The sequence below is a fragment of the Streptomyces sp. DH10 genome, assembly GCF_029813805.1.
GTDB classification, from domain to species: Bacteria; Actinomycetota; Actinomycetes; order Streptomycetales; family Streptomycetaceae; genus Streptomyces; species Streptomyces coeruleofuscus.
On sequence record NZ_JARVKU010000019.1, the window covers coordinates 155,746 to 180,554 of the forward strand.

At 73.5% G+C, this 24,809-nt stretch carries 23 protein-coding genes and 1 riboswitch; of the genes, 11 read left to right on the forward strand and 12 right to left on the reverse strand.

Annotated features, from left to right (window positions below):
- Nucleotides 1-16 precede the first annotated feature (16 nt).
- Nucleotides 17-91: riboswitch (cobalamin riboswitch) on the reverse strand.
- Nucleotides 92-193: 102 nt separating this feature from the next.
- The 3 genes from cobG to QC385_RS32340 are packed head-to-tail and all read left to right on the forward strand — an operon-like array spanning nucleotide 194 to nucleotide 3,653.
- A complete protein-coding gene (cobG, locus tag QC385_RS32330; RefSeq protein WP_279544902.1) occupies nucleotides 194-1,480 on the forward strand; it encodes a precorrin-3B synthase in 1,287 nt (428 codons plus the stop codon).
- A complete protein-coding gene (locus QC385_RS32335) occupies nucleotides 1,477-2,148 on the forward strand; it encodes a precorrin-8X methylmutase (RefSeq protein ID WP_279544903.1) in 672 nt (223 codons plus the stop codon). Before cobG ends, QC385_RS32335 begins: the two co-directional genes overlap by 4 nt.
- Nucleotides 2,145-3,653 (forward strand): precorrin-2 C(20)-methyltransferase, encoded by a 1,509-nt coding sequence (locus QC385_RS32340; RefSeq protein ID WP_279544904.1) that lies wholly within the window; start codon nucleotides 2,145-2,147, stop codon nucleotides 3,651-3,653. The genes QC385_RS32335 and QC385_RS32340 overlap by 4 nt, the downstream gene beginning before the upstream one ends.
- A 316-nt stretch (nucleotides 3,654-3,969) precedes the next feature.
- Here the strand turns inward: QC385_RS32340 and QC385_RS32345 are convergent, their stop codons facing one another.
- On the reverse strand, nucleotides 3,970-4,734 hold the full coding sequence (locus QC385_RS32345; protein WP_279544905.1) for a cobalt-precorrin-6A reductase: 765 nt from the start codon (nucleotides 4,732-4,734) through the stop codon (nucleotides 3,970-3,972).
- Between the two features lie 18 nt (nucleotides 4,735-4,752).
- On the opposite strand from QC385_RS32345, the gene QC385_RS32350 reads away from it, so the two are divergent.
- On the forward strand, nucleotides 4,753-5,871 hold the full coding sequence (locus tag QC385_RS32350; protein WP_279544906.1) for a cobalt-precorrin-5B (C(1))-methyltransferase: 1,119 nt from the start codon (nucleotides 4,753-4,755) through the stop codon (nucleotides 5,869-5,871).
- 28 nt (nucleotides 5,872-5,899) lie between these two features.
- Here the strand turns inward: QC385_RS32350 and cobM are convergent, their stop codons facing one another.
- The 3 genes from cobM to QC385_RS32365 form a co-directional block, all read right to left on the reverse strand.
- Nucleotides 5,900-6,649, reverse strand: a complete 750-nt coding sequence (cobM, locus tag QC385_RS32355) for a precorrin-4 C(11)-methyltransferase (RefSeq protein ID WP_086604977.1) — start codon at nucleotides 6,647-6,649, stop codon at nucleotides 5,900-5,902.
- Nucleotides 6,646-7,908, reverse strand: coding sequence for a precorrin-6y C5,15-methyltransferase (decarboxylating) subunit CbiE (gene cbiE, locus QC385_RS32360; protein ID WP_279544907.1), 1,263 nt, complete (start codon nucleotides 7,906-7,908; stop codon nucleotides 6,646-6,648). Before cbiE ends, cobM begins: the two co-directional genes overlap by 4 nt.
- A 159-nt stretch (nucleotides 7,909-8,067) precedes the next feature.
- A complete protein-coding gene (locus QC385_RS32365; RefSeq protein WP_279544908.1) occupies nucleotides 8,068-8,454 on the reverse strand; it encodes a (2Fe-2S) ferredoxin domain-containing protein in 387 nt (128 codons plus the stop codon).
- A 166-nt stretch (nucleotides 8,455-8,620) separates the two neighbouring features.
- Between QC385_RS32365 and QC385_RS32370 the strand changes: the two genes are divergently transcribed.
- On the forward strand, nucleotides 8,621-9,349 hold the full coding sequence (locus QC385_RS32370; RefSeq protein ID WP_279544909.1) for a hypothetical protein: 729 nt from the start codon (nucleotides 8,621-8,623) through the stop codon (nucleotides 9,347-9,349).
- A gap of 7 nt (nucleotides 9,350-9,356) precedes the next feature.
- Here QC385_RS32370 and QC385_RS32375 read toward each other — a convergent pair whose 3' ends face one another.
- Nucleotides 9,357-10,940, reverse strand: a complete 1,584-nt coding sequence (locus QC385_RS32375) for an IucA/IucC family protein (protein ID WP_279544910.1) — start codon at nucleotides 10,938-10,940, stop codon at nucleotides 9,357-9,359.
- 110 nt (nucleotides 10,941-11,050) lie between these two features.
- Here QC385_RS32375 and QC385_RS32380 point away from each other — a divergent pair, with 110 nt between their 5' ends.
- From QC385_RS32380 to QC385_RS32390, 3 genes are read left to right on the forward strand one after another with little or no spacing between them, the layout of a single operon-like run.
- Nucleotides 11,051-12,574 (forward strand): IucA/IucC family siderophore biosynthesis protein, encoded by a 1,524-nt coding sequence (locus tag QC385_RS32380; RefSeq protein WP_279544911.1) that lies wholly within the window; start codon nucleotides 11,051-11,053, stop codon nucleotides 12,572-12,574.
- A gap of 16 nt (nucleotides 12,575-12,590) precedes the next feature.
- Nucleotides 12,591-13,865: a VWA domain-containing protein gene (locus QC385_RS32385; RefSeq protein WP_279544912.1), complete on the forward strand. Its 1,275-nt coding sequence runs from the start codon at nucleotides 12,591-12,593 to the stop codon at nucleotides 13,863-13,865.
- The gene (locus QC385_RS32390) at nucleotides 13,865-14,656 is read left to right on the forward strand and encodes a hypothetical protein (protein ID WP_279544913.1); all 792 of its coding nucleotides are present in this window, start codon (nucleotides 13,865-13,867) and stop codon (nucleotides 14,654-14,656) included. Before QC385_RS32385 ends, QC385_RS32390 begins: the two co-directional genes overlap by 1 nt.
- Before the next feature lie 237 nt (nucleotides 14,657-14,893).
- Here QC385_RS32390 and QC385_RS32395 read toward each other — a convergent pair whose 3' ends face one another.
- Nucleotides 14,894-15,520, reverse strand: a complete 627-nt coding sequence (locus tag QC385_RS32395; RefSeq protein WP_279544914.1) for a winged helix-turn-helix transcriptional regulator — start codon at nucleotides 15,518-15,520, stop codon at nucleotides 14,894-14,896.
- An 86-nt stretch (nucleotides 15,521-15,606) separates the two neighbouring features.
- On the opposite strand from QC385_RS32395, the gene QC385_RS32400 reads away from it, so the two are divergent.
- From QC385_RS32400 to QC385_RS32410, 3 genes are all read left to right on the forward strand, one after another.
- Nucleotides 15,607-16,815 carry a pyridoxal phosphate-dependent aminotransferase gene (locus tag QC385_RS32400; protein ID WP_279544915.1) on the forward strand — a complete coding sequence of 403 codons (1,209 nt, stop codon included), beginning with the start codon at nucleotides 15,607-15,609 and terminating at the stop codon, nucleotides 16,813-16,815.
- 80 nt (nucleotides 16,816-16,895) lie between these two features.
- Nucleotides 16,896-17,525 (forward strand): hypothetical protein, encoded by a 630-nt coding sequence (locus QC385_RS32405; protein ID WP_279544916.1) that lies wholly within the window; start codon nucleotides 16,896-16,898, stop codon nucleotides 17,523-17,525.
- 65 nt (nucleotides 17,526-17,590) lie between these two features.
- Complete coding sequence (locus tag QC385_RS32410; protein ID WP_279544917.1) at nucleotides 17,591-18,013, forward strand: acyl-CoA thioesterase; 423 nt, start codon at nucleotides 17,591-17,593, stop codon at nucleotides 18,011-18,013.
- Here QC385_RS32410 and QC385_RS32415 read toward each other — a convergent pair.
- The 6 genes from QC385_RS32415 to uraD form a co-directional block, all read right to left on the reverse strand.
- A complete protein-coding gene (locus QC385_RS32415) occupies nucleotides 18,010-19,674 on the reverse strand; it encodes a serine/threonine-protein kinase (protein ID WP_279544918.1) in 1,665 nt (554 codons plus the stop codon). The two genes, QC385_RS32410 and QC385_RS32415, sit on opposite strands and share 4 nt — an antisense overlap.
- Before the next feature lie 93 nt (nucleotides 19,675-19,767).
- A complete protein-coding gene (locus QC385_RS32420) occupies nucleotides 19,768-21,156 on the reverse strand; it encodes a nucleobase:cation symporter-2 family protein (protein ID WP_279544943.1) in 1,389 nt (462 codons plus the stop codon).
- Between the two features lie 262 nt (nucleotides 21,157-21,418).
- Nucleotides 21,419-22,798 carry an 8-oxoguanine deaminase gene (locus QC385_RS32425; protein WP_279544919.1) on the reverse strand — a complete coding sequence of 460 codons (1,380 nt, stop codon included), beginning with the start codon at nucleotides 22,796-22,798 and terminating at the stop codon, nucleotides 21,419-21,421.
- 108 nt (nucleotides 22,799-22,906) lie between these two features.
- A complete protein-coding gene (pucL, locus tag QC385_RS32430; RefSeq protein WP_279544920.1) occupies nucleotides 22,907-23,830 on the reverse strand; it encodes a factor-independent urate hydroxylase in 924 nt (307 codons plus the stop codon).
- Nucleotides 23,831-23,836: 6 nt separating this feature from the next.
- Nucleotides 23,837-24,250: a hydroxyisourate hydrolase gene (gene uraH, locus QC385_RS32435; protein WP_279544921.1), complete on the reverse strand. Its 414-nt coding sequence runs from the start codon at nucleotides 24,248-24,250 to the stop codon at nucleotides 23,837-23,839.
- Nucleotides 24,251-24,257: 7 nt separating this feature from the next.
- Nucleotides 24,258-24,767 (reverse strand): 2-oxo-4-hydroxy-4-carboxy-5-ureidoimidazoline decarboxylase, encoded by a 510-nt coding sequence (uraD, locus tag QC385_RS32440; protein ID WP_150483865.1) that lies wholly within the window; start codon nucleotides 24,765-24,767, stop codon nucleotides 24,258-24,260.
- Nucleotides 24,768-24,809: the final 42 nt, after the last annotated feature.

Here is a 24,809-nt window from a genome sequence, read left to right on the forward strand (position 1 = left end):
GTGGTGGGACGGCGGGAGTTCCTGGCTCGCCCGGCCCGTGGGGGCCGGGCTCACAGTGGCGGGACCGCGCCGGACTCGCACCGGGCTTCCTCCCCTGTCGCCGTCGTGGCGTCGGCGGACCGGATGATCCACCGAGGAGCATAGTAAGGGGCGGGGGAAAAGGGCGGGGCATACACCGGGTGTGATGGTAGGTATGCTCGCCGCCATGTCCACGCCTGCCCTCCGTTCATCGCCCCAGGCCACAGCGGTCTCCCGGGACCGCGGTGACGCCTGCCCGGGGACGCTGCGGCTGCACGCGGCGGACGACGGCGCGCTGGCCCGTGTCCGGGTCCCCGGCGGGGTCCTGAGCGTGCGTCAGGCGGATGCGCTCGCCGACGCGGCGGAGCGGCTGGGCGACGGGGATCTGCATCTGACCTCGCGCGGCAACGTGCAGCTGCGGGGCCTGGACGACGGCTGCGGCGGGGAATTGGCCGGGCTGCTGGACGCCGCCGGGCTGCTGCCCTCGCACGGGCACGAGCGGGTGCGCAACATCGTGGCGTCGCCGCTGTCCGGTCTCGACGGGCGGGGCGCGCTGGACGTACGGCCCTGGCTGACGGCCCTCGACGCGGCGCTGTGCGCGAGCGAGGCGGCACAGGCCCTGTCGGGGCGTTTCCTGTTCGCCCTCGACGACGGGCGCGGAGACGTGGCCGGTCTCGGTGCCGATGTGACGGTACGGGCGACGGCGGACGGCGGTGCGCACCTCGCCATCGGAGCGGCCGGAGAGGCGCTGGCTGTCCCCGCCGAGGAGGCGGCGCGGGCCGCGCTGCTGGCCGCGGAGACCTTCCTGGAGGCGGCCCGGACGAGCGGGGCACAGGTCTGGCGCGTGGAGGAACTCACCCTTCCCGAGGGCGAGTTGCTCGCTGCGGCCGGCCGGCGTCTGACCGCCGAGGGCATCCGCCACGAGCGACGGGGCCGGGAGACCGGCCGCACGGACGGACCGCCCCCGGGCATCGTCGGTGACGGCCTCTCCGTGCACGTGCCGCTGGGCCGGCTCTCGGTGCGCCAATGGCGGGAGCTGACGCGCGCCGCCGCCGGTGAGCTGCGTCTGACGCCGTGGCGCGGTGTGGTTCTTCCCACACCGGGGCCCCGCGCCGACGAGTCCCTCGCCCGCCTCGCCGCCACCGGCCTCGTCACCGACCCCCACTCCCCCTGGCTGCGCGTCGGCGCCTGCGTCGGCAGGCCCGGATGCGCCAAGTCGCAGGCAGACGTACGGACCGACGCGGCCGGAACCCTCGGCGCGATCGCCCCGCACGGCCTGCCCCTGTACTGGTCCGGCTGCGAACGCCGCTGCGGGCACCCCCGGGGCGACCGTGTGGACGTGGTCGCCGAACCGGGAGGCGGCTACCGGCTCTCCACCGCCGTACGCGGCGAGGAACCCCGGACCACCTCGATGCACGACCCCGCCCGACTCGCCGCCGCCCTGGCGGAGATCACCTCATGACCCGTACGACGACCGAGAGCAGCGAGAAGACCACCGTGACCACGTACGACTACGAGAAGGACGGCGCGGCCATCTACCGCCAGTCCTTCGCCACCATCCGCGCGGAGGCGGACCTCGCGGCCCTGCCCGCCGACGTCAGCCAGGTCGCGGTCCGGATGATCCACGCCTGCGGGATGGTCGACCTCGTACGGGACCTGGCCTACACGCCGGCCGTGGTCGCCCGGGCCCGTGCGGCCCTGCGCGCGGGCGCGCCGATCTTCACCGACGTGCAGATGGTGGCCAGCGGGGTGACGCGCAAGCGGCTGCCCGCCGGCAACGACGTGCTCTGCACGCTCTCCGACCCGTCCGTGCCGGAGCTGGCCGCGAAGCTGGGCACCACGCGCAGCGCCGCCGCGATGGAGCTGTGGCGGGACCGGCTGGAGGGCTCGGTGGTCGCCGTCGGCAACGCGCCGACCGCGCTGTTCCGGCTGCTGGAGATGATCGAGGAGGGGGCTCCGCGTCCGGCCGCCGTGATCGGCGTGCCGGTCGGCTTCGTCGGGGCCGCCGAGTCCAAGGACGCCCTGGCCGCGCATCCGTCCGGTCTGGAGCACCTGGTCGTGCGCGGCCGTCGCGGGGGCAGCGCCATCGCCGCCGCCGCGCTCAACGCGATCGCGAGTGAGGAAGAGTGAGCGGCGAGCAGTCCACAGCGGGGCGGCTGTACGGGGTCGGGCTCGGCCCCGGTGACCCGTCCCTGATGACCGTACGGGCCGTGGAGGTCATCGCCGAGGCGGACGTGATCGCGTACCACAGCGCCCGGCACGGCCGTTCCATCGCCCGCTCGATCGCGGCGAAGCACATCCGCGCCGACCACATCGAGGAGCGGCTGGTCTACCCGGTCACGACCGAGACCACCGACCATCCGGGCGGCTACAAGGGCGCCATGGAGGAGTTCTACGCCGAGGCGTCGGCCCGGCTCGCCGCGCACCTGGACGCGGGGCGGACGGTCGCGGTCCTCGCCGAGGGAGATCCGCTCTTCTACGGCTCCTACATGCACATGCACAAGCGGCTCGCCGACCGCTACGACACCGAGGTGATCCCCGGCGTCACGTCGGTGTCCGCCGCCGCCGCGCGGCTGGGCACGCCGCTCGCCGAGGGCGAGGAGGTGCTGACGATCCTGCCGGGCACCCTGCCCGAGGAGGAGCTGACCGCACGGCTCGCCTCGACCGACGCGGCCGTGGTGATGAAGCTGGGGCGGACCTTCACCAAGGTGCGCGGTGCGCTGGAGGCCTCGGGGCGGCTGGGCGACGCCCGGTACGTCGAGCGGGCCACCATGGCCGGGGAGCGGCTCGCCGAACTGGCCGACGTGGACGCGGAGTCGGTGCCGTACTTCTCGGTGGCCGTGCTGCCGAGCCAGGTGGACACCGAGCGGCCCGAGGCCCGGGAGCGGGGCGAGGTCGTCGTGGTCGGCACCGGGCCGGCCGGTCCGCTGTGGCTGACGCCCGAGACCCGGGGTGCGCTGGCCGCCGCCGACGACCTGGTCGGTTACACGACCTACCTCGACCGGGTGCCGCGGCGGCCCGGGCAGGTCCGGCACGGCTCGGACAACCGGGTCGAGTCGGAGCGCGCCGAGTTCGCCCTCGACCTGGCCCGGCGAGGGCGGCGGGTCGCGGTCGTCTCCGGCGGCGACCCGGGCGTCTTCGCCATGGCGACGGCCGTCCTGGAGGCCGCGTCCCACGAGGCGTACGCGGACGTCCCGGTGCGGGTGCTGCCGGGCGTGACCGCCGCCAACGCGGCAGCGGCCCGCGCGGGCGCCCCGCTCGGCCACGACTACGCCACCATCTCGCTCTCCGACCGGCTCAAGCCCTGGGAGGTCATCGCCGAACGGCTGCACGCGGCGGCCTCGGCGGACCTGGTCCTCGCCCTGTACAACCCCGGCTCGCGCAGCCGCACCTGGCAGGTGGGCAAGGCACGCGAGCTGCTGCTGGAGCACCGGGCGCCGGACACCCCGGTCGTGGTGGCGCGGGACGTGGGCGGCACCGGCGAACGCGTCCGGATCGTCCGGCTCGCCGACCTCGATCCGGCCGAGGTCGACATGCGCACGATCCTGCTGGTCGGCTCCTCCCAGACCCGGGCCGTACGGCGCGGGGACGGCGAGGAGATCGTGTGGACGCCGCGCCGGTATCCGGAGGCGTGAGGGGGCACGGGGCCGGGCTCGCGCCGTGCCGGGAGTTCCCTCGCCGCCCGCCCGGAGACCGGGGAGCAGCCGCGGACACGGACGGCGGCGAGGCCGCGCACCGGGCAACCGCGGCCGGGCCGGGGCGCCCCGGGGCCAGGCCGGTTCCCAATACGTGGCCGGGACCTGCGCTCGCGGAACCGCTCCCGGGCAGGCGTCCGACTGCCCGGGCGCCCGGAGAACAGGCCCGCCCGGACACGAGGCGGGGCCGCGCACCGGGCGGCCTCGGTCGGGCCGGGGCGCCTCCCCGCCGGATCGGCTTCCGGTCAGGCCGGATTCAGTCGGTCGCCGGCACCCCGCGTCCGTGGGACCACTCCCCGAGCCACCGGGCCGCCTCCTCCGGCCCGGGCACTACCGGGACGCTCTCGGGGACCGGGGGGCGGCGGATCACGAGGACCGGGAGGCCGGCCTCACGCGCTGCCGTGAGTTTCGGTGCGGTGGCCGCTCCCCCGCTGTCCTTGGTCACCACGACGTCGATACGGTGCCGGCGCAGCAGTTCACGCTCCCCGTCGAGGGTGAAGGGGCCGCGGTCGAGCAGCACCTCCATGCGGGCGGGGTGCGGGGCCTCGGGCGCGTCGACGGAACGGACCAGGAACCACAGGTCGTCCAGACCGGCGAACGCGGCCAGGCCCATGCGTCCGGTCGTGAGGAACACGCGCCGGCCGAGCGCCGGCAGCAGCCTCGCGGCCTCCTCCAGGGAGCCGGCGTCGTGCCAGTCGTCGCCCGCGACGGGGACCCAGCCGGGGCGTCGCAGGGCGAGCAGGGGAACATGGGCGGTGGCGGCGGCCCGCGCCGCGTGGAAACTGATCGTCCCGGCGAAAGGGTGGGTGGCGTCGATGAGCACGTCCACCCGGTGCTCGCGCAGCCATGCGGCCAGCCCCTCCGCCCCGCCGAAGCCGCCGATCCGGACCTCGCCCGGCGGCAGGCGGGGGCTGGCCACCCGCCCGGCGAGGGAACTGGTCAGGGTCAGGCCGGGCGTTTCGTGGAGCAGTTCGGCGAGACGGCGGGCTTCCGTGGTGCCGCCGAGAATCAGTACGTGCATGGAAGTCCAGGTCCGTTCATGAGCAGCGAAGTGAAGGGCGGCCGCAGGGCCCAGCTGGAGCACACCGGCCTGCGGCCCGGCTGGACCACCGGCGCCTGTGCGACGGCGGCCACGACAGCGGCGTACACCGCCCTGCTGACCGGCGAGTTTCCCGACCCCGTGACGATCACCCTGCCCAAGGGGCAGACGCCGTCGTTCGCGCTGGCCGTCGAGGAGCTGGGCGACGGGCACGCGACGGCGGGGGTCGTGAAGGACGCCGGAGACGACCCGGACGTCACGCACGGCGCGCTGGTCCGGGTCACGGTACGGCGGCTGCCCGCCGGGTCCGGGGTCGTGTTCAAGGCGGGCCCGGGGGTCGGCACCGTCACCCGCCCCGGCCTGCCCCTGCCCGTCGGCGAACCGGCCGTCAACCCGGTCCCCCGGCAGATGATGCGCGACCACGTCGCCGAGGTCGCCGCCCGGCACGGCGGCTCGGGCGACGTCGAGATCACCGTCTCCGTCGACCACGGCGAGGAGATCGCCCGCTCCACCTGGAACCCCCGGCTCGGCATCCTGGGCGGCCTGTCCATCCTGGGCACGACGGGCATCGTCGTCCCGTACTCCTGCTCGGCGTGGATCGACTCGATCCGGCGGGGCGTGGACGTCGCGCGGGCGGCGGGGCGTACGCATGTCGCCGGGTGCACCGGGTCGACGTCGGAGAAGACGGTCGTGGCCGAGTACGGGCTGCCCGAGGACGCCCTGCTCGACATGGGCGACTTCGCGGGCGCCGTGCTGAAGTACATCCGCCGCCACCCCGTCGACCGCCTGACGATCTGCGGCGGCTTCGCCAAGCTCTCCAAGCTCGCCGCCGGGCACCTCGACCTGCACTCGGCCCGTTCCCAGGTCGACAAGGGCTTCCTCGCCGAGCTGGCCCGGCGCGGCGGCGCGGACGAGGCGCTGGCCGCACAGGTGGCGGACGCCAACACCGGGCTCGCCGCGCTCCAGTCGTGCCTGGCCGCCGGGGTGCCGCTCGGCGACCTGGTCGCCACGACCGCCCGCGACGAGGCCCTGGCCGTGCTGCGCGGGGCGCCGGTCGTGGTCGACGTGATCTGCATCGACCGGGCGGGGACGGTGGTCGGGCGCAGCGCGCCGGCCTGACGGCGGGCGCCGTGGACGTTCACCGCTGTCAGCACACGTGGCGTTCCCGCTCCGGCGAGTACAGGTGGCTGTCCCGGAACTGTTCCGCCCCGAGCGTCCGCCCCACCATGATCACGGCCGTGCGCAGCACACCGGCCTCCTTCGTCTTCCCCGCGATCTCGTCGAGGGTGCCGCGGATGATCAGCTCGTCCGGGCGGGAGGCGTAGGCGACGACCGCGGCGGGGCAGTCGGCGCCGTAGTGCGGGAGGAGTTCGCCGACCACGCGGTCCACGTACTTGGCGGCCAGGTGCAGCACGATCAGCGCGCCGCTGCGGCCGAGGGTGGCCAGGTCCTCTCCCTCGGGCATGGCGGTGGCCCGGTTGGCGACGCGGGTGAGGATCACGGTCTGGCCGACGGTCGGTACGGTCAGCTCCCGCTTCAGGGCAGCGGCCGCGGCGGCGAAGGCGGGAACGCCCGGGACGACCTCGTAGGGCACCCCGGCCGCGTCCAGCCGCCGCATCTGCTCGGCGACCGCGCTGAACACGGCGGGGTCCCCGGAGTGCAGCCGGGCCACGTCGTGCCCCTCCTCGTGGGCGCGCAGCAACTCGGCGGTGATCTGGTCCAGGTCGAGCTGCGCGGTGTCCACCAGCCGGGCGTCCGGCGGGCATTCGGCGAGCAGTTCGCGCGGGACCAGACTGCCCGCGTACAGACAGACCCGGCAGGCGGCGAGCGTGCGGGCGCCGCGCACCGTGATCAGGTCGGCGGCGCCGGGGCCGGCACCGATGAAGTACACGGTCATCTGTCTGCTCCTGAAGAGGTGTCGGGCGTTTTCCGTACGGCCCACTGGGTCACCGGCATCGCCTGCCGCCATCCGGTGAACCCTCCCACCGGCACGGCGTGTGCCACGGCGAGCCGCACCAGTTCGCCGCCGTGGCGCCGGTGGGCGTCGGCGAGCAGCGCCTCGGACTCCAGCGTCACGGTGTTGGCGACCAGCCGCCCGCCGCCGGGCAGCGCCTCCCAGCAGGCGTCGAGGAGGCCGGGCGCGGTGAGACCGCCGCCGACGAACACGGCGTCGGGGGGCGGGAGTTCGGCGAGGACGGCGGGCGCGGCGCCGGTGACGACCCGCAGTCCGGGCACGCCGAGCCGGTCGGCGTTGCGGCTGATCCGTTCGGCGCGCGCCGGGTCCCGCTCCACGGTGACCGCGCGGCACGAGGGGTGGGTGCGCATCCACTCGACGGCGATCGAGCCGGAGCCGCCGCCGATGTCCCACAGCAGTTCGCCGGGTGCGGGGGCGAGCACGCCGAGCGTGGCGGCGCGGATGTGCCGCTTGGTGAGCTGCCCGTCGTGCTCATAGGCCTCGTCCGGGAGGCCGGGCACGGCGCCGAGCCGCAGGGCGTCCGGGGCGCGGCGGCACTCCACGGCGACGATGTTGAGCGGATCGCCGGGCGGCCGCTCAGCGGGCCAGTCGTCGGCGGTGGCCTCGCCGGTCGTGCGTTCCCTGTCGCCGCCGAGCTGTTCGAGGACGCGCATCCGGCTGGGCCCGAAGCCCCGGTCGCGCAGGAGGGCGGCGACCTCGCCGGGGGTGGTGGCGTCCGCGCTGAGGACGAGGAGCCGCCGGCCGTCGTGCAGGGCGGCGGCCAGCCGGGCGGCGGGCCGGCCGACGAGCGTGACGACCTCCACGTCCTCCAGCGGCCAGCCGAGCCGGGCGGCGGCGTAGGAGACGGAGGAGGGGTGCGGCAGGACGCGCAGGGTGCCGGTCTCCTCGGCGAGGGCGCGGCCGATGCCGTAGAACATGGGGTCCCCGCTGGCCAGTACGGCGATCCGGCGTCCGGCGTGCGCGGCGAGCAGGCCAGCGACGGCGGGGCGCAGCGGCGAGGGCCAGGCGACGCGCTGCCCGGTGCACTCCGGGGGCAGCAGATCCAGCTGCCGGGGCCCGCCGATGACGACTTCGGCGTCTCGCAGCGCGGTGCGGGAGGCGTCGGGCAGTCCGGCCCAGCCGTCGGCCCCGAGCCCGACGACGGTCACGGCGGCGGTCGGTGCGTCAGGTGCGGGGGTCACTGCGCGGTACCTCGGGGTTCGGGGGCAACAGAGGCGCACTCTACTGGGCGCTGACCAGCAGGCCTGTGCTCGGGTACGCCATCGCGCCCGGTCCCCGGCTGCCCGCTCGGCTCCCGCGGCATGAACACCCCGGCTCCCCGTGCTCGTGTGCCGGACCGGTCATGACCCGTCCGGGCGCCGCCTCCCGAGGGGGCTGAACACGTACAGGCCGAGGATCTCGGGCAGGGGGGCGACGCCCGGGCCGCCCTCCCGCACCCAGGAGACGACGTCCTCGGTCGCGGCCGGGTCGTTGACCAGCCCGAGCCACACCGGCCGGGCCCCGGCGGCCCGGCCTTCGGCGGACGGCTGGACGACGATGACGTTGGCCTGGTCGCAGACGTCGAGGCAATCGGAGATCCGCACCGGCCCCGCCGCACGCAGCCGCTCGGTCTGGGCCGCGTGATCGACCCCGGTCACCTTGCCACTGCCACAGCAGCAGTCCCGGCACACGACGACGCGACAGGGCACCGGACCGGTCGCCGCTGCGTCCAGGGGATCGTCGGTCACACCGGCTTCCTCGTCGTTCCGCCCTCACATTGCCGCCGGTCATCATTCCATGAGGCCGTCAGGCGCCAGAGGCTCGGCCCCGACGGGTTCGGATACCGTTCGGGCGGATCCGGCGTTGACGTGGGGAGGCACGATGGGGTCGGACGGATGGCAAGGGCCGGGGAACGTGACGTGGCTGCTCATGGGTGTCGCGACGCTCATCGTCGGAGTGGCCATGACGCTTCAGGTCCGCGGGGCGCTGGACCGGGAGCGGGAGTTCCGTGCCGCGCCGGCCTGTGCCTCCGTCCCGGTGAAGGCGTCGGGGTGCAGGTGGGAGCAGGAGTTCACCGTCCGGAAGGCCGACCTGAACCGCGGCAGGCGGAACGGCTCGCCGGAGGCGGAGCTGCTGCTGCCCTCCGGCAAGCCCTGGCACGTGACGTTCCGGCAGACCGATCCGGTCGTGTCGGAACTGGCGCCGGGCGAGAAGGTCGTCGGTCTGGTCTGGCACGGGCAGGTCGTCGAGGTACGGGACGCCGACGGGCGGCGGCAGCAGACGTCCCACGGCCCCGTGGGCTGGTCCGAGGACCGCCTCGGCGGTGCGCTCGCCTGTTTCGCGTTCGGTCTGCCCGCCTTGGTCGGCGGCGCGTGGCCGCTGTTCGCCCGGGGCGACCGGCGGCACGCGGCGGCGGGACGCGTGGTGCGGTGGCACGGCGTCTGCATGGGCGTCGCGGCCCTCTTCACGCTGTGGGCGCAGTCCGCCAACGGCTGGCCGTTCTGGGTGGTCCCGGCGATCTGGGGACCGCTCGCGCTGCTCGGCCTGGCCTCCATGACGGCCTTCGTCATCGCCGCCCTGCGCGGGGACATGGACGACGAGGCCCCGTCCGCGCATGAGCCGGACCCGGCAGTGACGGGGTGAACTGCCCTCAGGCGCCGCGCAGCGGGTTGGGCAGCGGCAGGTAGCGCGCGTCCGCGCCGTCCGCACCCGTCCAGCGCAGCAGCAGGTTCGTCTTGCCGGGCAGGGTGGGTGAGGCGAGCAGGGCGGGGATCTCGGGTACGTCGTGGCGGGCGAGTTCGCGGCGGGCGGCGGGCCAGGGGTCGAGGCCGGGGTGGCGTTCCGCGAGAGCGCCGGCGATCTCGGCGAGGTGGTTGACGACCAGGCAGTACACGAGCCGCTCCCAGCCGGCTTCCCGCTCCACGTCCGGCAGCAGTTTCACGCCCTCGGCGTCCCGGTACAGCGCCTGCACGGGTGTGCCTTCGGCGTCCACGGCGACCAGGGTGTTCTGGAGGTGCGCCTCGATGACGACACCGTGCCGGGCGAAGGCCGTCAGGGCCGGGGGCACCACCTGCGCCAGGTACGCGGCCCACCACGCCTCGGGGTCGGCGGCCCGGTCGAGCGGGCTGCCGTCGAAGCCCTCGACGAGACCGGCGGCGAGCAGCGGGGTCGCGCCGGGCAGGAGACGGCCTGCGAAGCCGTCGCGGACGAGGACGGCCAGGGCCTCGAAGGCGAAGTCGGCGGTGCGGTACCCGCGGTCGCCGAGCCAGGCCGGGGGGCCTTCGAACGTCTCGAGGGCGGCGCGCACGGCCGCGTCGGTCCGGCACAGGGCGAGCAGGTCGTGACGCCACAGTCGGCGGATGTCGTTGGTGATGCGCACGTCCAGGCTGAACTTCAGGAAGAGGTCGGGCCCGGGCGCGTAGAGCGTGCGGATGGCGGCCGTCGGCCAGGTGTCGAAGGCGGTCGTGCCGAGCCGGACGAGTCTGCCGTCCGCGAAGGCGTCGGCGAGCTCCGGACCGGCCAGGTCGAGCTGCCAGGGGTGGGCGGGCAGCAGCCGGTAGCCGGGCGGGGCCGTGCCGAGGGCGTCGAGGGCCGAGGTGTCGCCCTCCTCGACGACGGTGTCCTCGCGCAGTCCGAGCAGGGTCAGCGGGAAACGGGCGTACGCCTCGGGCGCGTACGGCAGCCAGCCGGCGGCGGGGCCTCCGCCGCGCGCCTTGGGGGCCGGGTGGTGGGTGTGGCCGGTGAGGAGGCACTGCTCGGAGCGCAGATAGGGGTCGTCGGGCGGGGCGGCCCGGGCGCGGGCGGCCAGCAGCGCGGCCACGGCGTCCCGGCTGTCGATCATCTCGGCGGGCAGTTCGTGGTTGGACAGCCCCGTGTGCCGGCGCAGTTCCTCGGCGACGAGTTTGACCAGTTCCGTGTGGCCGACCCGGTGCCAGCCACCCGCCACGCGGACCTCCGGCTCGGCGGGCCGCCGCGTGCCGCGCACACGCAGCAGACGGTCCCCACCGGGCAGGTGGTGGACGCGGTGCTCGCCCGTCTCGCTCACCGGCCGCGCCACCTCTCGCAGCAGGCAGTTCAGCAGCGGCACGGCGGCGTACGCGTCGGCCCGTTCGGCGAACCCGTCGGCGACGGAACCTCCGGCGACCGGGTCGTCCAAGGCGAAGTCGCCGGAGGCGGATGCTCCGGGGGCGGAGTCGTCGCCGTCGGGCGGGGGCATGAGGTCCACGCGTTCCACTCGTTCCCTGCGGTCCTTGAAGGATTTCCGGACTTCCGGGCGGAGATGATCAGTATGCGTGCCGTCGTCATCCCGCCGTGACGCCCTATTCGTACCCGAGGAGCCCGCCCGTGCACCGTACCCCCACCGCCGAGGCCGAGGTCGCCGACGAACTGGCCGTCGTACGCCCCGGTCTGCTGCCGCGGTACGAGGCCGAACTGCCCGGTGCCCGGGCGGCCGTACTGTCCCGTCTGTGGCGCGGTCTCGCCCACGATCCGCTGCCCTGGGTCACCCGCCGTGAGCAGGGCGGGGACGGGCTGGCCCTGTACCTGTCCGACGGCCGCCGGCTGCACGGCCCGCGGCCGGATCCGTACGCGACCGGCGCGTACGTCACCGTCCTGCGGCTCGACGAGGCGGAGTACGACGATCCGGCCCGGCTGGTGACGGACCTCGGCGTACCGCACTCCGCGTCCTTCGCCGGCGAACTCGCGCACAGCGTCGCCTCGTTGGCACTGTCGAGAGCGGGACAGGAGGGGCGCGCCACGGACGGGTGGCCGGAACGTGACTGGGAGTGGGAGCAGCGGATCGTCGACGGGCATCCGTTCCATCCCACCTGCCGGTCCCGGCCCGGCTTCTCGGTGGCCGAGCAGCTCGCCTACGGGCCCGAGCACCGTCCGCTGGTGGAGCTGGGGCTGGTGCCGGTGCGGGCGGAGGAGTGCCTGGTGACGGGCGAGTGGCCGCGGGATCTCCGGGACGGGGAGCGGGTGGTGCTGCCGGTACACCCGTGGCAGGCGGCGCACGTGTTGAAGCGGGTGTGCGAGGAGTGGCGCGCCGGGCATCCCCTGATGGCGCTGCGGACGCTGGCGCTGCCCGGCGGACCGCATGTCAAGACCTCGCTCAGTGCCCGGCTGACCTCGTCGGTGCGGGACATCTCGCTGCCCTCGGTCGCGGCGTCCGCGGTGCTGTCCGAGTTCGCGGAGACGCCGGCGGCGCACACCGACGGACTGCTGCACGTGACCCGCACCCTGGGCGCGGCTGCGGCCGGCTCCCCCGACTTCGCGGCCGTTCTGCGGGAGCCGCCGGAGGCCTACGCGCGGGGCGGCGAACGGGTCCTGCCGGTGGCGGCGCTCGCCACCACCGACCTCCCCCGCTCCCCCGCCTGGCTGGCCGGCTTCGCGCGCCTCGCCCTCACCGTGGGTCTGCGGCTGCTGGAGCTGGGCGTGGCCTTGGAGGCGCACGGCCAGAACCTCCTGGTGGTCCTTTCGCCGGCGGGTGATCCGCTGCGGCTGGTCTACCGCGACCTGGCCGACATCCGTGTCAGCCCGGCCCGTCTCGCCCGGCACGGCATCGCGGTGCCCGACCTGCCCGCCCGTATGGTCACGGACGACGAACGCACGCTCCGGCGCAAGCTGTTCGGCTCGCTGGTGGCGGGAGCGCTGGCCGGCGCGGCGGGGTCGGGGGCGGCGCTCACGGAGGCGCTGGAGACGGCCGTACGGGAGCTGCCCCGCACCCCGGACCTGGCGGCGCTGCGCGGGGACCCGCTGCCCACCAAGGCGCTGACGCTGATGCGGCTCTCGCCGCAGACGGCCGGGGACCAGTGGGCGGAACTTCCCAACCCCCTTTCCCGAGCCCGTTTTGGAACACCGCACCGGTGATCAATAAGATCCGCCGATGATCACAAGAAAACGGCCGGTGGCAGCGGTGTGCGCCCTGCTCGCCGCGTTGACGGCCGGGCTCGCCTTCCCGGCCGGAGCGGCCGCCGGGGAACCCACGGGCCGAGACGCCCCCAAGGTCGACCTCGTCCTCGATGTGAGCGGTTCGATGCGGGCGCGGGACATCGACGGACAGTCGCGGATGGCCGCCGCGAAGCAGGCGTTCAACGAGGTGCTCGACGCGACACCCGAGGAGGTCGAACTCGGCATCCGCACCCTGGGCGCCGACTATCCCGGAGACGACCGCAAGACGGGCTGCAAGGACACCGCACAGCTCTACCCGGTCGGCCCGCTGGACCGCACCGAGGCCAAGGCGGCCGTCGCCACGCTCGCCCCGACCGGCTGGACGCCGATCGGCCCGGCCCTGCTGAAGGCGGCCGACGACCTGGACGGCGGCGACGGCGCCAAGCGCATCGTGCTCATCAGTGACGGCGAGGACACCTGCGCCCCGCTCGACCCGTGCGAGGTGGCCCGCGAGATCGCCGCCAAGGGCATCGGCCTGACCATCGACACGCTGGGCCTGGTGCCGACGGCCAAGCTGAGCAGGCAGCTGAGCTGCATCGCCGAGGCCACCGGCGGTTCGTACACCTCGGTGCAGCACCAGGACGAACTCACCGACCGTGTCAATCAGTTGGTGGACCGGGCGGCCGATCCGGTGGTGACGCCGGTGCCGGTGGAGGGCGCCGCCGAGTGCGCCGGGGCGCCGGTGCTGAAGTCCGGGCTGTTCACGGACCGGGAGGAGTTCGGGCAGCAGCGCTGGTACCGGGTGGACGTGCTGCCGGGCCAGGAGCTGCGGGCCTCGGTGAGCGTGGCGGCCGACCGGGCCGTGAACCCCGCCTACGGGGTGCTGCTGCGGGCGGTCACGGCGCACGGCCGGGAGATCGTGCGCGGCGAGGCGGCGGGCGACGGCCGTACGGATGTGATCTCGACGGGGCTGAGGTACCCCGAGCCCGAGCGTGACGACGCCGACGGCGGCAAGCCAGCCGCGGAGACCGTGTGCCTGGCGGTCACCCACTCCTTCTCGGCGGCCTCCGGGGTGAAGGCCACGCCCGGTCTGCCGCTGGAGCTGACGGTCGACGTCGTGGACGGCCCGAGCCGGGCGGGCGACGTGGCCTCCTTCGGCCTCGGGCGCGGCTGGTGGCTGCTCGGCGCGCTGATTCTCGCCGGCTTCCTCGCCGGTCTCGTCTGGGGCTGGCTGTCGCGCTGGCGGGTCGCGGTCTGGAGGACCAACTGATGCGAACGGTACGCATGTTGAGCGCCACGCTGCTGACCCTCGGACTGGCGGCCGCCCCGGCGGCGGCCGACCCGTGGCCGAGCGCGTCGCGGGACGGCGGGGCGGCGGCCAGGCAGGCGGGCACGTCCTTCCGTACGGCCACGGAGATCGAGCAGGGGCAGCGGGCCAGGGCGAGCGGCTCCACGGGCGACTATCTGTACTGGTCGTTCCCCGCCGACACCGGACAGCGCCCCACGGTCAGGGCGACGGTGAGGCTGCCGGACACCCACGCCGCGCAGACCTGGCAGATCGACGTGTACGACGGCCTGCGCCGCCGCCAGGCCTGCCAGTACGGGGCGCAGACGCGCACCGCGGCGAAGGACGCGTCCTCCGTGGAGCTGGCCTGTGTGCTGCGCACGGTCCGTGCCTGGTCGGAGCCGTGGGCGAACGACCCGCTGCCCGGCACCTATTACATCCGGCTGACGGCGACCGGCGTGCCCACCTCCGACCTCGGCCTTCCGGTCGACGCCGAAGTACGGGCCGGCTCCAAGGACATCGGCGGCTCGGCGGCGGTGGACGGCTCACTGGCCGAGCCGCTGGTGCCGGGCATCGCGACGAAGTCCGAGGATCAGCGGGAGGACGCGGCGGTACTGGCCGGACTCCAGCCCCAGGACGGCTGGGCGTCCGGCTGGTGGTCGGACCGGTGGGTGTGGACGGCGGCGGGTGGTGTGCTGGCCGCGCTGGCGGGGATCGCCGGGTACGCGCTGACGCGCGGCGCGGGACGGCCCGCGCGGGTGCCACCGAGCACCTGACAAGCAGTCAGAAGGCCCGTGTCGCACGGGCCTTCTTCATGCCCGGCTTCACGGAGCGCCTCGGCGAGATCACGCCTCGCGGAGTGCCTTCGCGAGCTCATGCTTCGCGGAGTGCCTCGACGACGTCACGCCTCGCGGAGTGCCTCCGCGAGCTCATGCTTCGCGGAGCGCCTCGACGACGTCACGCCTCGCGGAGCGCCTCCGCGAGCTCATGCTTCGCGGAGCGCCTCGACGAGGTCACGCCTCGCGGAGTGCCTTCGCCAGCGTGCCCTCGCCGCTCACCTCGACCCGGCCCTCCCGCACGGCCCGGGCCACGCTCAGCTCCCCCCGGCTGAGCGCCGTGCACGTGCCGGTGTCCAGGACCAGCCGGGCGTCCGGCTCCCCGGGGGCGGGCCCGTCGCCGTACACGGGTCCCTCCTCGGCACCGGCGTGAAGGTGGAACAGCCCCTCCTCCAGGCGGACTTCGACGAGCCCCTCCCCGTCCAGCAGGCGCAGCAGCGGCAGGGCGAACCAGTGCGCCCGTACCGCGTCCGTCGGCCGCCGCTCCCCGAGTTCCGCCTGACCCCACTCCCCCAGCGCCTGAAGCACGGGCAGCAACTCGCGCCCGCGGGCGGTGAGTTCGTACACGAAGGCCGCGCCGGGCGGGGGCAGCCGGCGGCGGGTCGCCAGGCCGTCGCGCTCCATGTCCTTCAGCCGCGAGGCGAGTACGTCCGTGCTCACGCCGGGCAGGTCCGCGTGCAGGTCGGTGTAGCGGCGGGGACCGGCGAGGAGCTCCCGGACGATCAGCAGGGTCCAGCGGTCGCCGACGACGTCGAGGGCGCGGGCGGCGGAACAGTACTGGTCGTAGCTTCGGCGAGGTGGCATGCGACGCAGTCTAGACAAGTTGTTGGACTTTCCAAGCGGCTACTTGGTAAAACCAAGCAACACAAGTCGGCGAGGGGAAGCGGCGCATGGAGTTCCGGCAGTCGAGCAAACTGAGCGAGGTCTGTTACGAGATCCGCGGCCCGGTGATAGAGCACGCCAACGCGCTGGAGGAGGCCGGTCACAGCGTGCTGCGCCTGAACACCGGCAACCCCGCGCTCTTCGGTTTCGAAGCGCCGGAGGAGATCCTCCAGGACATGATCCGGATGCTGCCGCAGGCGCACGGCTACACCGACTCGCGCGGCATCCTCCCCGCCCGCCGCGCGGTCGCCCAGCGCTACCAGACACTGGGCCTGGAGGTCGGCGTCGACGACGTCTTCCTCGGCAACGGCGTGTCCGAACTGGTGTCGATGGCGGTTCAGGCACTGATCGAGGACGGCGACGAGATCCTCATCCCCGCCCCGGACTTCCCCCTCTGGACGGCCGTGACGACCCTCGCGGGCGGCAAGGCGGTCCACTACCTCTGCGACGAGCAGGCGGACTGGTACCCGGACCTGGACGACATGGCGTCGAAGATCACGGACCGCACGAAGGCCGTGGTCATCATCAACCCCAACAACCCCACCGGCGCGGTGTACCCGAAGGAGATCGTCGAGGGCATCCTCGACCTCGCCCGGCGGCACGGCCTGATGGTGTTCGCCGACGAGATCTACGACCAGATCCTCTACGACGACGCCGTGCACCACTCGGCCGCCGCGCTCGCCCCCGACCTGGTGGTGCTCACCTTCTGCGGCCTGTCCAAGACGTACCGCGTGGCGGGCTTCCGCTCGGGCTGGATGGTGGTCACCGGTCCGAGGCAGCACGCGAAGGACTACCTGGAGGGCCTCACCATGCTGGCCTCCATGCGGCTGTGCGCCAACGCGCCCGCCCAGTACGCCATCCAGGCCGCGCTCGGCGGCCGGCAGTCCATCCGCGACCTCACCCTGCCGGGCGGCCGCCTGCGCGAACAGCGCGACGTGGCCTGGGAGAAGCTCAACGAGATTCCCGGCGTGACCTGTGTGAAGCCGAAGGGGGCGCTGTACGCCTTCCCGCGCCTCGACCCGAAGGTGCACAAGATCCACGACGACGAGAAGTTCGTCCTGGACCTGCTGCTGCGGGAGAAGATCCAGGTGGTGCAGGGCACGGGCTTCAACTGGCCGGCCCCCGATCACTTCCGGATCCTGACCCTCCCCTACGCCGACGACCTGGAGGCGGCGATCGGGCGCATCGGGCGGTTCCTGGGCGGGTACCGGCAGTAGGCGCGATTGTCAGTGGCGGGTCGTAGCCTTCCAGCAGGTGGGGCGAGTGCCCCGGGGCCTGTGCCAGGGAGGAGCGCGCCGTGACCCGACCGCCGACCGCCGCGCAGCGGCGGGTCATCGACGCCGCCGATCCGGTGACCGGCCGGCTGCGGGGTACGGAGGCACAACTGGCGGCGCTGGTGAAGCGGGGGCTCGCCTTCCGCCACCCCCGGCCGCCGCACGACCACTTCCTGACACCGGAGGGACACCGGGTGAGGCAGGGCGTCATGCAGATGCCCGAGCCCGCCGCCGAGGCCCCCGCCACCGCCGGTGTGTTCGCCGCGCGCGTCGGCGGCGAGGAGGCGGCGCCGCAGGCCGGGCCCGCCCGGCGCCGCGAGGTGCACAGCGCCTGGCAGGGGCTGCTGGAGCTGCGCCGGATGACCAACCCGGACGGTGCCGTGGATCGGCCGTGCGGCTGGGAGCGCACGCATCTCGTGCAGGCCGCCGCACTGGCGCTGGAGGCGGCCGGACACCGCCCGGCCGGGCGGGACGACGGGGGCTACCGGGTGCGGGAGACCCCGCAGCCGGAGGCCGTCGCCGTGTACGAGCCGGACGGCGAGGCGCTGCGGACCTGCGCGGCCACCCTGGAAGGGGCAGGCTGGCAGGTGAGCGAGCACCGCGAGCCGCGCACCGGGACCCGCTATCTCCTGGCCTCGCCGCGCCGGGCGTGATGGGCATGCCAAGATCGGTGGATCGTTGCGTACGCCACGAGTGTCCGGTGCGAGAAGGGAAGCCCATGAGCGAGCCGTTTTCCGTCCCGGTGACCGTCCGCGGTTACGAGACCGACGTGCAAGGTCACCTCAACCAGAGCGTGTATCTGAACTACGCGGAACACGCCCGCTGGTCGTTACTGCGAGCCGCGGGGATCAGCCAGTCCGCCCTGATAGGCAGCGGCGTGGGCCCGGTCTCCCTGGAGACGACCATCCGCTACAAACGGGAGCTGCTCGCGGGCGACGAGGTGGAGGTGACCTGCGCCTTCGCCTGGGGGGAGGGCAAGACCTTCCGCATCGAGCAGACGGTCCGCAAGACCGACGGCACGGTGGCGGCCGAGATCACGGCGGTCGGCGGCCTGCTGGACCTGAAGGCCCGCAAGCTGGTCCCGGGCCCCCAGGAGTACTTCAGGAAGCTGGCGTCGGACCCGGGACTGTTCGGACTCTAGGCCGCCTTCTTCCAGACGGTCATGTCCACCATGAGGGAGGCGAGCTCCGGCAGCGCGGTCGACTTCGTCTGGACCACGAGCAGGGCGATGTCCCCGGAGGAGTGCTTGACGCAGATCTGACTGCCGGCCGCCACCGAGGCCAGCGGCCAGCGGTGGCGGCGGTCGCCGCCGAGCAGGAGCCGGCACTCGTCGAGGGAAACCGCCTCATCGGTGAACATCTGGACGAAGACGCTGGTGTCGCTCTCCAGCTCGCAGTTCGGGTCCTCACAGTTGAAGCGGATGTCTCCCTTGCGGTCGTCGCGCCGGAGCGGCCTTTCGAAGCTGAGCGAGCTCTTCGCGTTCAGCAGCAGAGGGGCCTGCGCGATGACCTGCGGTGACTTGGAGGCGTCCGGGGACGGACGGGACGCTTCCGGTGTCCCGCCGCCCACCCTGGACGCGGGCCCGGACACCGAGGGCGACGGCGTCGACGACTCGGGCGCGGACGACCGTCCGGACTTCTCCGGGCCGGGCGTCGACGGTGCGCCCGCCACCCAGTCGCGGAATCTGTTCCCCGCGTCCGCGACCGTCCACGCCAGGCCGGTCAGTACCAGCGCCCCGGCCGTCACGGCCGCGGCCGTGATCAGTGCGCCACGCCGTCTGCGCGCCCGTCTCTCCTCCGGCCCCGGCGGTCGCGTCTGCGGCTGCGTGACGACCAGCGGCTGCCTCTGCACCCGCGTCGGGTCGAGGGGCGCCGGGGAGACCCGGGTGGCGTCGAGGTCGGCCGGGGAGGGAACCGTCACCTCAGGCCCCATGACGTCCCGCCAGACGGCCGGGCCCGCGCCCGCGTCGGCGTCCGCGCCCAGCCGCTGCCGGCACCACTCGACGATCTCGGCCAGGTCCGCCCGCTCCTGCGGGTCGGCGGCCAGGCACCGGGCCATCAGCGGACGGAGCTGCTCGGGCAGCGCGGTGAGGTCGGGTTCGTCGTGCACGATCCGGTACAGCACACCGACCGCGGAGCCGTCTCCGTACAGCGGCCGGCCCAGCGCCGCGAACGCCGCCGTCTGGCCCAGCGCGAAGACGTCGGTCGCCGCCGTGACCTCACCCCCGGACGCCTGCTCGGGAGCCATGAAGTGCGGAGTCCCGACGGTGGAGCCGGTGGCGGTGTGAGAGGTGAAGTCGGCGGCCAGCGAGATGCCGAAGTCGATCACTCGCGGCCCGTCGGCGGCCAGCAGCACGTTCGACGGCTTGAGGTCCCGGTGCACGATGCCCGCGGCGTGGATGGCCTGGAGCGCCTCGGCCACTCCCGCCGTCAGCCACAGCACCGCGGGCACCGGCAGCGGTCCGCGCCGGGCGACGGCCTCCGTCAGGGAAGGACCGGGCACGTACACCGTGGCCGCCCAGGGCGGTGTGCCGTCCGCGTCGGCGTCGATCAGCTCGGCCGTGTAGGCGCCCCGGACCCGCCGGGCCGCCTCCACCTCCCGGCGGAACCTCCGCCGGAAGGCCGGGTCGTCGGCCAGTTCCGGGCGCACCACCTTGAGCGCCACCGGCCGTCCGCCCCGCGTGTGCGACAGATAGACCCGGCCCATGCCCCCCGCGCCGAGCCGGGCGGCCAGGCGGTATCCGGCCACCACGGGCGGATCGTCCGCCCGCAACGGCTGGAACACCTCGGTCGCGTGGTTCATCGGTCCGTCTCCCCCTCGTCCCCTGTCCCCCGGTCAACGGTGAGTTGACCGAGGCAGAAGCCTAAGCGGAGTCGGGAGCCGTTTTGGCCGATCTCACGGTCCTGCCGGGGCCCGGGGGACGCCCGTGATCTCCTCGCCCGCCTCCATCGGGTGGGTCACGTCGTGGGCGTCCCGGTCGCGCGGGCCCAGGTGGTTGAAGACCAGGTTCAGCAGGACCGCCGCGACGCAGCCCGTCGAGATGCCCGAGTCCAGGACGATCCGCGCCGTCTCCGGGAAGGCGTGGTAGAACTCCGGCGCCGTGATGGGGATGATGCCGACGGCCAGGGAGACGGCCACGATCAGGACGTTGTTGTCCTTCTCCAGGCCGGCCCGGACCAGGGTCTGGATGCCGCTGGCGGCGACCGAGCCGAACAGGACCACGCCCGCCCCGCCGAGCACCGGGCGCGGTACGACGGCGATCAGCGAGGCGGCCATCGGGCACAGGCCCATCAGCACGAGGAAACCGCCGCCGGCCGCGACGACGTACCGGCTGCGGATCTTCGTCATCGCGACCAGGCCGATGTTCTGTGCGAAGGCGCTGCACATGAAGCCGTTGAAGAGCGGGCTGATCGCCGAACCGAGGGTGTCGGCGCGCAGGCCGGCCGCGATGGTCTTCTCGTCGGCCGGGCGGTCGACGATCTCACCCAGGGCCAGCATGTCGGCGGTCGACTCGGTCATCGACACCACCATCACCACGCACAGGGAGAGGATCGCGGCGAGCTGGAACTGCGGGGCGCCGAAGTGGAAGGGGGTCGGGAAGCCGACGACCGCCGCGTCCGCGACCGGGCCGAAGTCCGTGGCGCCGAACGGGATCGCGATCAGCGTGCCCGCGACCAGGCCGAGCAGCACCGCGATCTGCTTGACGAAGCCCCGGGTGAAGCGCCGCAGCAGCAGGACGACGACGAGGGTGCCGGCGGCCAGCCCGAGGTTGGTCGCCGAGCCGTAGTCGTGCGCCGCCGGGTCGGGGCCCTGCGCCCAGCCGAAGGCGACCGGGAGCAGGGAGACGCCGATCAGGGTGATGACCGTGCCCGTCACCACCGGCGGGAAGAAGCGGACCGCCTTGCAGAAGACGGGGGCGGCTATGAAGCCGAGGAGTCCGGCGACGATGACCGCGCCGAAGATGACCGGCAGGGCGTCGGACTTGTCCTCGGTGGAGGCGACGATCGCGGTCATCGGGGCGACACCGGCGAAGGTGACGCCGTTGACGAACGGCAGCCGGGCGCCGATCTTCCAGACGCCGATGGTCTGCAGGAATGTGGCCAGGCCCGCGGTGAACAGGCAGGCGCCGGTGAGGAAGGTCAGGTCGGTGGCGGTCAGGCCGATGGCCGCGCCGACGATCAGGGGCGGGGCGACGACTCCCGCGTACATCGCGGCCACGTGCTGGAGGCCGGTCGTCGCCATCTTGAGCGCGGGGAGTTTTTCGTCAACGGGGTGGTCGGCCACGGCGGCTTCCCTCCGGTCGGTTACACGGCTTCGCCGGATGACGGCCGTGGGTGTCAAGGAGGTGGTGCGAGTGGTCATGGGGGTACCTCCCTGCTCGAGCGAAGCCGAGAGCTTGGGGGAGGGACCGGACGTGCAAGGACGGGGGTGGCCGTTCCGGGGCGCACGCGTGTACGCGCGCCCCGGAGACGACCGCCGTGGACCCCGCTCGGGTCCGCGGCCACCGGCCGGGAGCCGTCCCTCCCGGCCGGAGTCATCCGGGTGTTCAGCCCTGCGCGGCGATCCTCGCCAGTCGCCGGGCCTCGTCCCTCGTGGAGCGTGCGATGGCGTCCTCGTCGGCCGTGAGCAGCCGCCCGTCCTCGACGATCTGCCGGCCGTCCACGAAGGAGGCGGTGACCGGGGCCGCCGCGCCGAAGACCAGGGCGGTCACGGGATCGGCGATGGAGGCGTGGGCGAGCGTGTCCAGCTTCCACAGCACGAGGTCGGCGAGTTTGCCGGGCTCCAGGGAGCCGGTCTCCGCCGCCCGGCCCAGCACCTGGGCGCCGCCGTAGGTGCCGAGGCGCAGTGCCTGGCGGGCGTTCAGGGCTGCCTCCTTGTGCGCGCCGAGGCGGTTGATGAGGAGGGCGTTGCGCAGCTCGGTGTGGAGTTCGCCGGACTCGTTGGAGGCGGTGCCGTCGACGCCGAGGCCGACCGGGACGCCGGCCGCGAGCATGTCGGGGACGCGGGCGATACCGGCCGCGAGGCGGGCGTTGGACGACGGGCAGTGCGCGACGCCGGTCCTCGTGCGGGCGAAGGCGGCGATGTCGGAGTCGTTCATGTGGACGCAGTGCGCCATCCACACGTCCTCGCCGAGCCAGCCGGTGGACTCGAAGTAGTCGGTCGGGCCCATGCCGAACAGTTCGTGGCAGAACTTCTCCTCCTCCACGGTCTCCGAGCCGTGGGTGTGGAGCCGTACGCCGAGACGGCGGGCCAACTGGGCGCCGTCCCGCATCAGTTCGGTGGAGACGGAGAAGGGCGAGCAGGGCGCGACGGCGACCTGGGTCATCGCGTCGAAGGAGGAGTCGTGGTGCTGCCGGACGGTCTCCTCGGTGGCGGCCAGCGCGCCGTCCAGCGTCTCGACGGCAAAGTCCGGGGGCAGGCCGCCGTCCTTCTCGCTGCGGTCCATGGAGCCGCGGGCGAGGGTGAAGCGGACGCCCATGTCGCGGGCGGCGCCGATGATCGCGCCGGACAGGTCGCCGGAGCCCTGCGGGAAGACGTAGTGGTGGTCCATGGCGGTGGTGACGCCGCCGCGGGCCATCATCGCGAGCGAGCCCTGGGCCGCCGCGCGCGCCATCGGCTCGTCGATGCGGGCCCAGACGGGATACAGCGCGACCAGCCAGTCGAAGAGGTTGTGGTCCGTGGCCAGACCCCGGGTGATCCACTGGTAGAAGTGGTGGTGGGTGTTGATCAGTCCGGGGGTGACGAGGTGCCCGGAGGCGTCGATACGGCGTACGACGTTCTCCAGGCCCTCGGGGGCTTTGCCCGCGCCGACCGACTCGATGCGGTTGCCGGCGAGGACGACGTGCCCGGAGGCGTACTCGGTGTCGTCGGCGTCGACGGTCGCGATCGCACAGTTCTCGATGACGATGCGCTGGGCTGCTGCCATGGTTCGTCCTTTGCGCTGAGGTGGAGGGGGCACGGCAGGACCCTGGGATTTTGAGTGCCGTGGCCGAGGAGAAGGGTTCCCCGGCCACGGGTGCCGAAAGAGGGAAGGTCAGAGGTTGGTGAGGTCCACGGGGATCCTCGCCTCGCAGCCGTCCCGCAGGATCGTCGCCTCGATCAGGCCGTAGGGGCGGTCGGCGGCGTAGTACACCTCGTTGTCGTTCTTCAGCCCGAACGGCTCCAGATCGACCAGGAAGTGGTGCTTGTTCGGGAGGGAGAAGCGGACCTCGTCGATCTCGCTGCGGTTGTCGATGATCCGCGCGCCCATCTGGTACAGCGTCTGCTGGAGCGAGAGCGAGTACGTCTCGGCGAAGGCCTGGAGCATGTGCTTCTTCGTCTGCTCGTAGGACTTCTCCCAGTGGGGCATGCGCTGGTCGTCGTCGGTCCAGTTGAACCGCCAGCGGCCGGAGACCTGGGTGGCCAGGATGCGGTCGTAGGCCTCCTTCAGCGTCGTGTACTTGTCCTTGACGTAGCCCCAGAACTCGGAGTTGGTCGAGTTCATCACGACGAGGTCCTTCAGGCCCGAGATCACCTCCCACGACGAGCCGTCGTAGGTGATCTGGGTCAGCCGGGTCTCCTGGCCCTTGCGGACGAAGGAGTGCTTGACCTCGTCGGCGCCGATGAACCGCGAGTTGGCGTCGGAGGCCTCGATCCGCTCCCAGGCGTACTCCTCGATGCGGATCCGGGCCCGGTGGATCGGCTCCTGGCTGGTGACGAAGTGGCGGGCGAGGTGGATGCCGAACTGCTCGGCGGACTCGATGCCGTGCTCCTTGGCGAACGCGTACACCGTGTTCTTGGTGGTGTCGGTGGGCAGGACGCTGGCGTTCGAGCCGGAGTAGTGGACCTCGTCCATGTCGCCGCTCAGCGACACGGAGACGTTGAGGTCCTTGATGTGGTGGGTGGCGCCGTCCCGCGTGATCTTGACGACTCGGTTCTCGGCCTTGCCGTACTGGTTCTGTCCCAGAATGGTGGGCATGAGTAGCTAGCTCCCTCGGTATACGGAGTAGCCGAACGGGTTGAGCAGCAGCGGTACGTGGTAGTGCTCGCCCGGTACGACGGCGAACGTGATCGCCACCTCCGGGAAGAACACCCCGGCGCCGCTGTCCCGGTTCGCGGGGGCGTCCTGCTGCGCATCGGCTTGCTTCTTCGCGAACTTCGCGTTCTGTTCGAAGTACGCCTCGACGGCGAAGTCGAGCCGTACGTGGGTGGTCCCCTCCGGCAGGGCCGGGAGGTCCTTGCACCGGCCGTCCGCGTCGGTCGCGGAGCCGCCGAGCGCCTGCCAGTCGGCCGCGCGCCCGCTGCGGGCGGAGAGCTGGACGGCGACGCCCTCGGCGGGGCGGCCGACGCTGGTGTCCAGGATGTGCGTGGACACGGACGCGGAGGCGGAGGTGCTCATGCTGCTGTCAGTCCTCTTCGACGAGTCGGGCCAGACGGATGCGGTTGATCTTCCCCAGTTCGGTGCGGACGATCTCCCGCTCCCGCTCCGGCGTGTTGCCGATCCGTTCCCTGACCGCGTCGCGCATCTGCTCGCCGGTCCGGCCGGTGGCGCAGATCAGGAAGACGTGGCCGAACTTCTCCTGGTAGGCGAGGTTCAGCTCCAGCATCTCGGCCTTGAGCGCGTCGGAGGCGCCGGCCATGCCGCGCTGTTCCCGGGCCGAGGTGGGGTCGCCGGGTTTCGGGCGGCCGATGGGCGGGTGGCCGGCCATCGCCTCCGCGAGGTCCTGCGCCGTCAGTTCCGCCATGGCGGCGTCGCTCGCGGCGTACAGCGCCTCGGGGGTGGCGTAGGGACGGGCGGCGAGCAGCCGCTTCGCCCACGCCGTGGAGGCGCACGCCTCGTGGAGCGCGGTGAAGGCCGCGTGCTCCTCGAGGGCGTTGAACCGGGCCAGGCCCGGCGGCGTGGAAGTGGAAGTCACGGGAGCCTCCGTGGCCGGGTACGGCCTTCGTGCTGAACGGGC

Coding starts and splice junctions, on each gene's coding strand:
- cobM (WP_086604977.1), bottom strand. CDS start 6,649: ATGACCGTGTACTTCATCGGTGCCGGCCCCGGCGCCGCCGACCTGATC.
- QC385_RS32415 (WP_279544918.1), bottom strand. CDS start 19,674: ATGAACCACGCGACCGAGGTGTTCCAGCCGTTGCGGGCGGACGATCCG.
- QC385_RS32400 (WP_279544915.1), top strand. CDS start 15,607: ATGGAGTTCCGGCAGTCGAGCAAACTGAGCGAGGTCTGTTACGAGATC.
- QC385_RS32425 (WP_279544919.1), bottom strand. CDS start 22,798: ATGGCAGCAGCCCAGCGCATCGTCATCGAGAACTGTGCGATCGCGACC.
- QC385_RS32390 (WP_279544913.1), top strand. CDS start 13,865: ATGCGAACGGTACGCATGTTGAGCGCCACGCTGCTGACCCTCGGACTG.
- QC385_RS32385 (WP_279544912.1), top strand. CDS start 12,591: ATGATCACAAGAAAACGGCCGGTGGCAGCGGTGTGCGCCCTGCTCGCC.
- QC385_RS32410 (WP_279544917.1), top strand. CDS start 17,591: ATGAGCGAGCCGTTTTCCGTCCCGGTGACCGTCCGCGGTTACGAGACC.
- pucL (WP_279544920.1), bottom strand. CDS start 23,830: ATGCCCACCATTCTGGGACAGAACCAGTACGGCAAGGCCGAGAACCGA.
- QC385_RS32335 (WP_279544903.1), top strand. CDS start 1,477: ATGACCCGTACGACGACCGAGAGCAGCGAGAAGACCACCGTGACCACG.
- QC385_RS32395 (WP_279544914.1), bottom strand. CDS start 15,520: ATGCCACCTCGCCGAAGCTACGACCAGTACTGTTCCGCCGCCCGCGCC.
- cobG (WP_279544902.1), top strand. CDS start 194: ATGCTCGCCGCCATGTCCACGCCTGCCCTCCGTTCATCGCCCCAGGCC.
- QC385_RS32345 (WP_279544905.1), bottom strand. CDS start 4,734: ATGCACGTACTGATTCTCGGCGGCACCACGGAAGCCCGCCGTCTCGCC.
- QC385_RS32350 (WP_279544906.1), top strand. CDS start 4,753: ATGAGCAGCGAAGTGAAGGGCGGCCGCAGGGCCCAGCTGGAGCACACC.
- uraH (WP_279544921.1), bottom strand. CDS start 24,250: ATGAGCACCTCCGCCTCCGCGTCCGTGTCCACGCACATCCTGGACACC.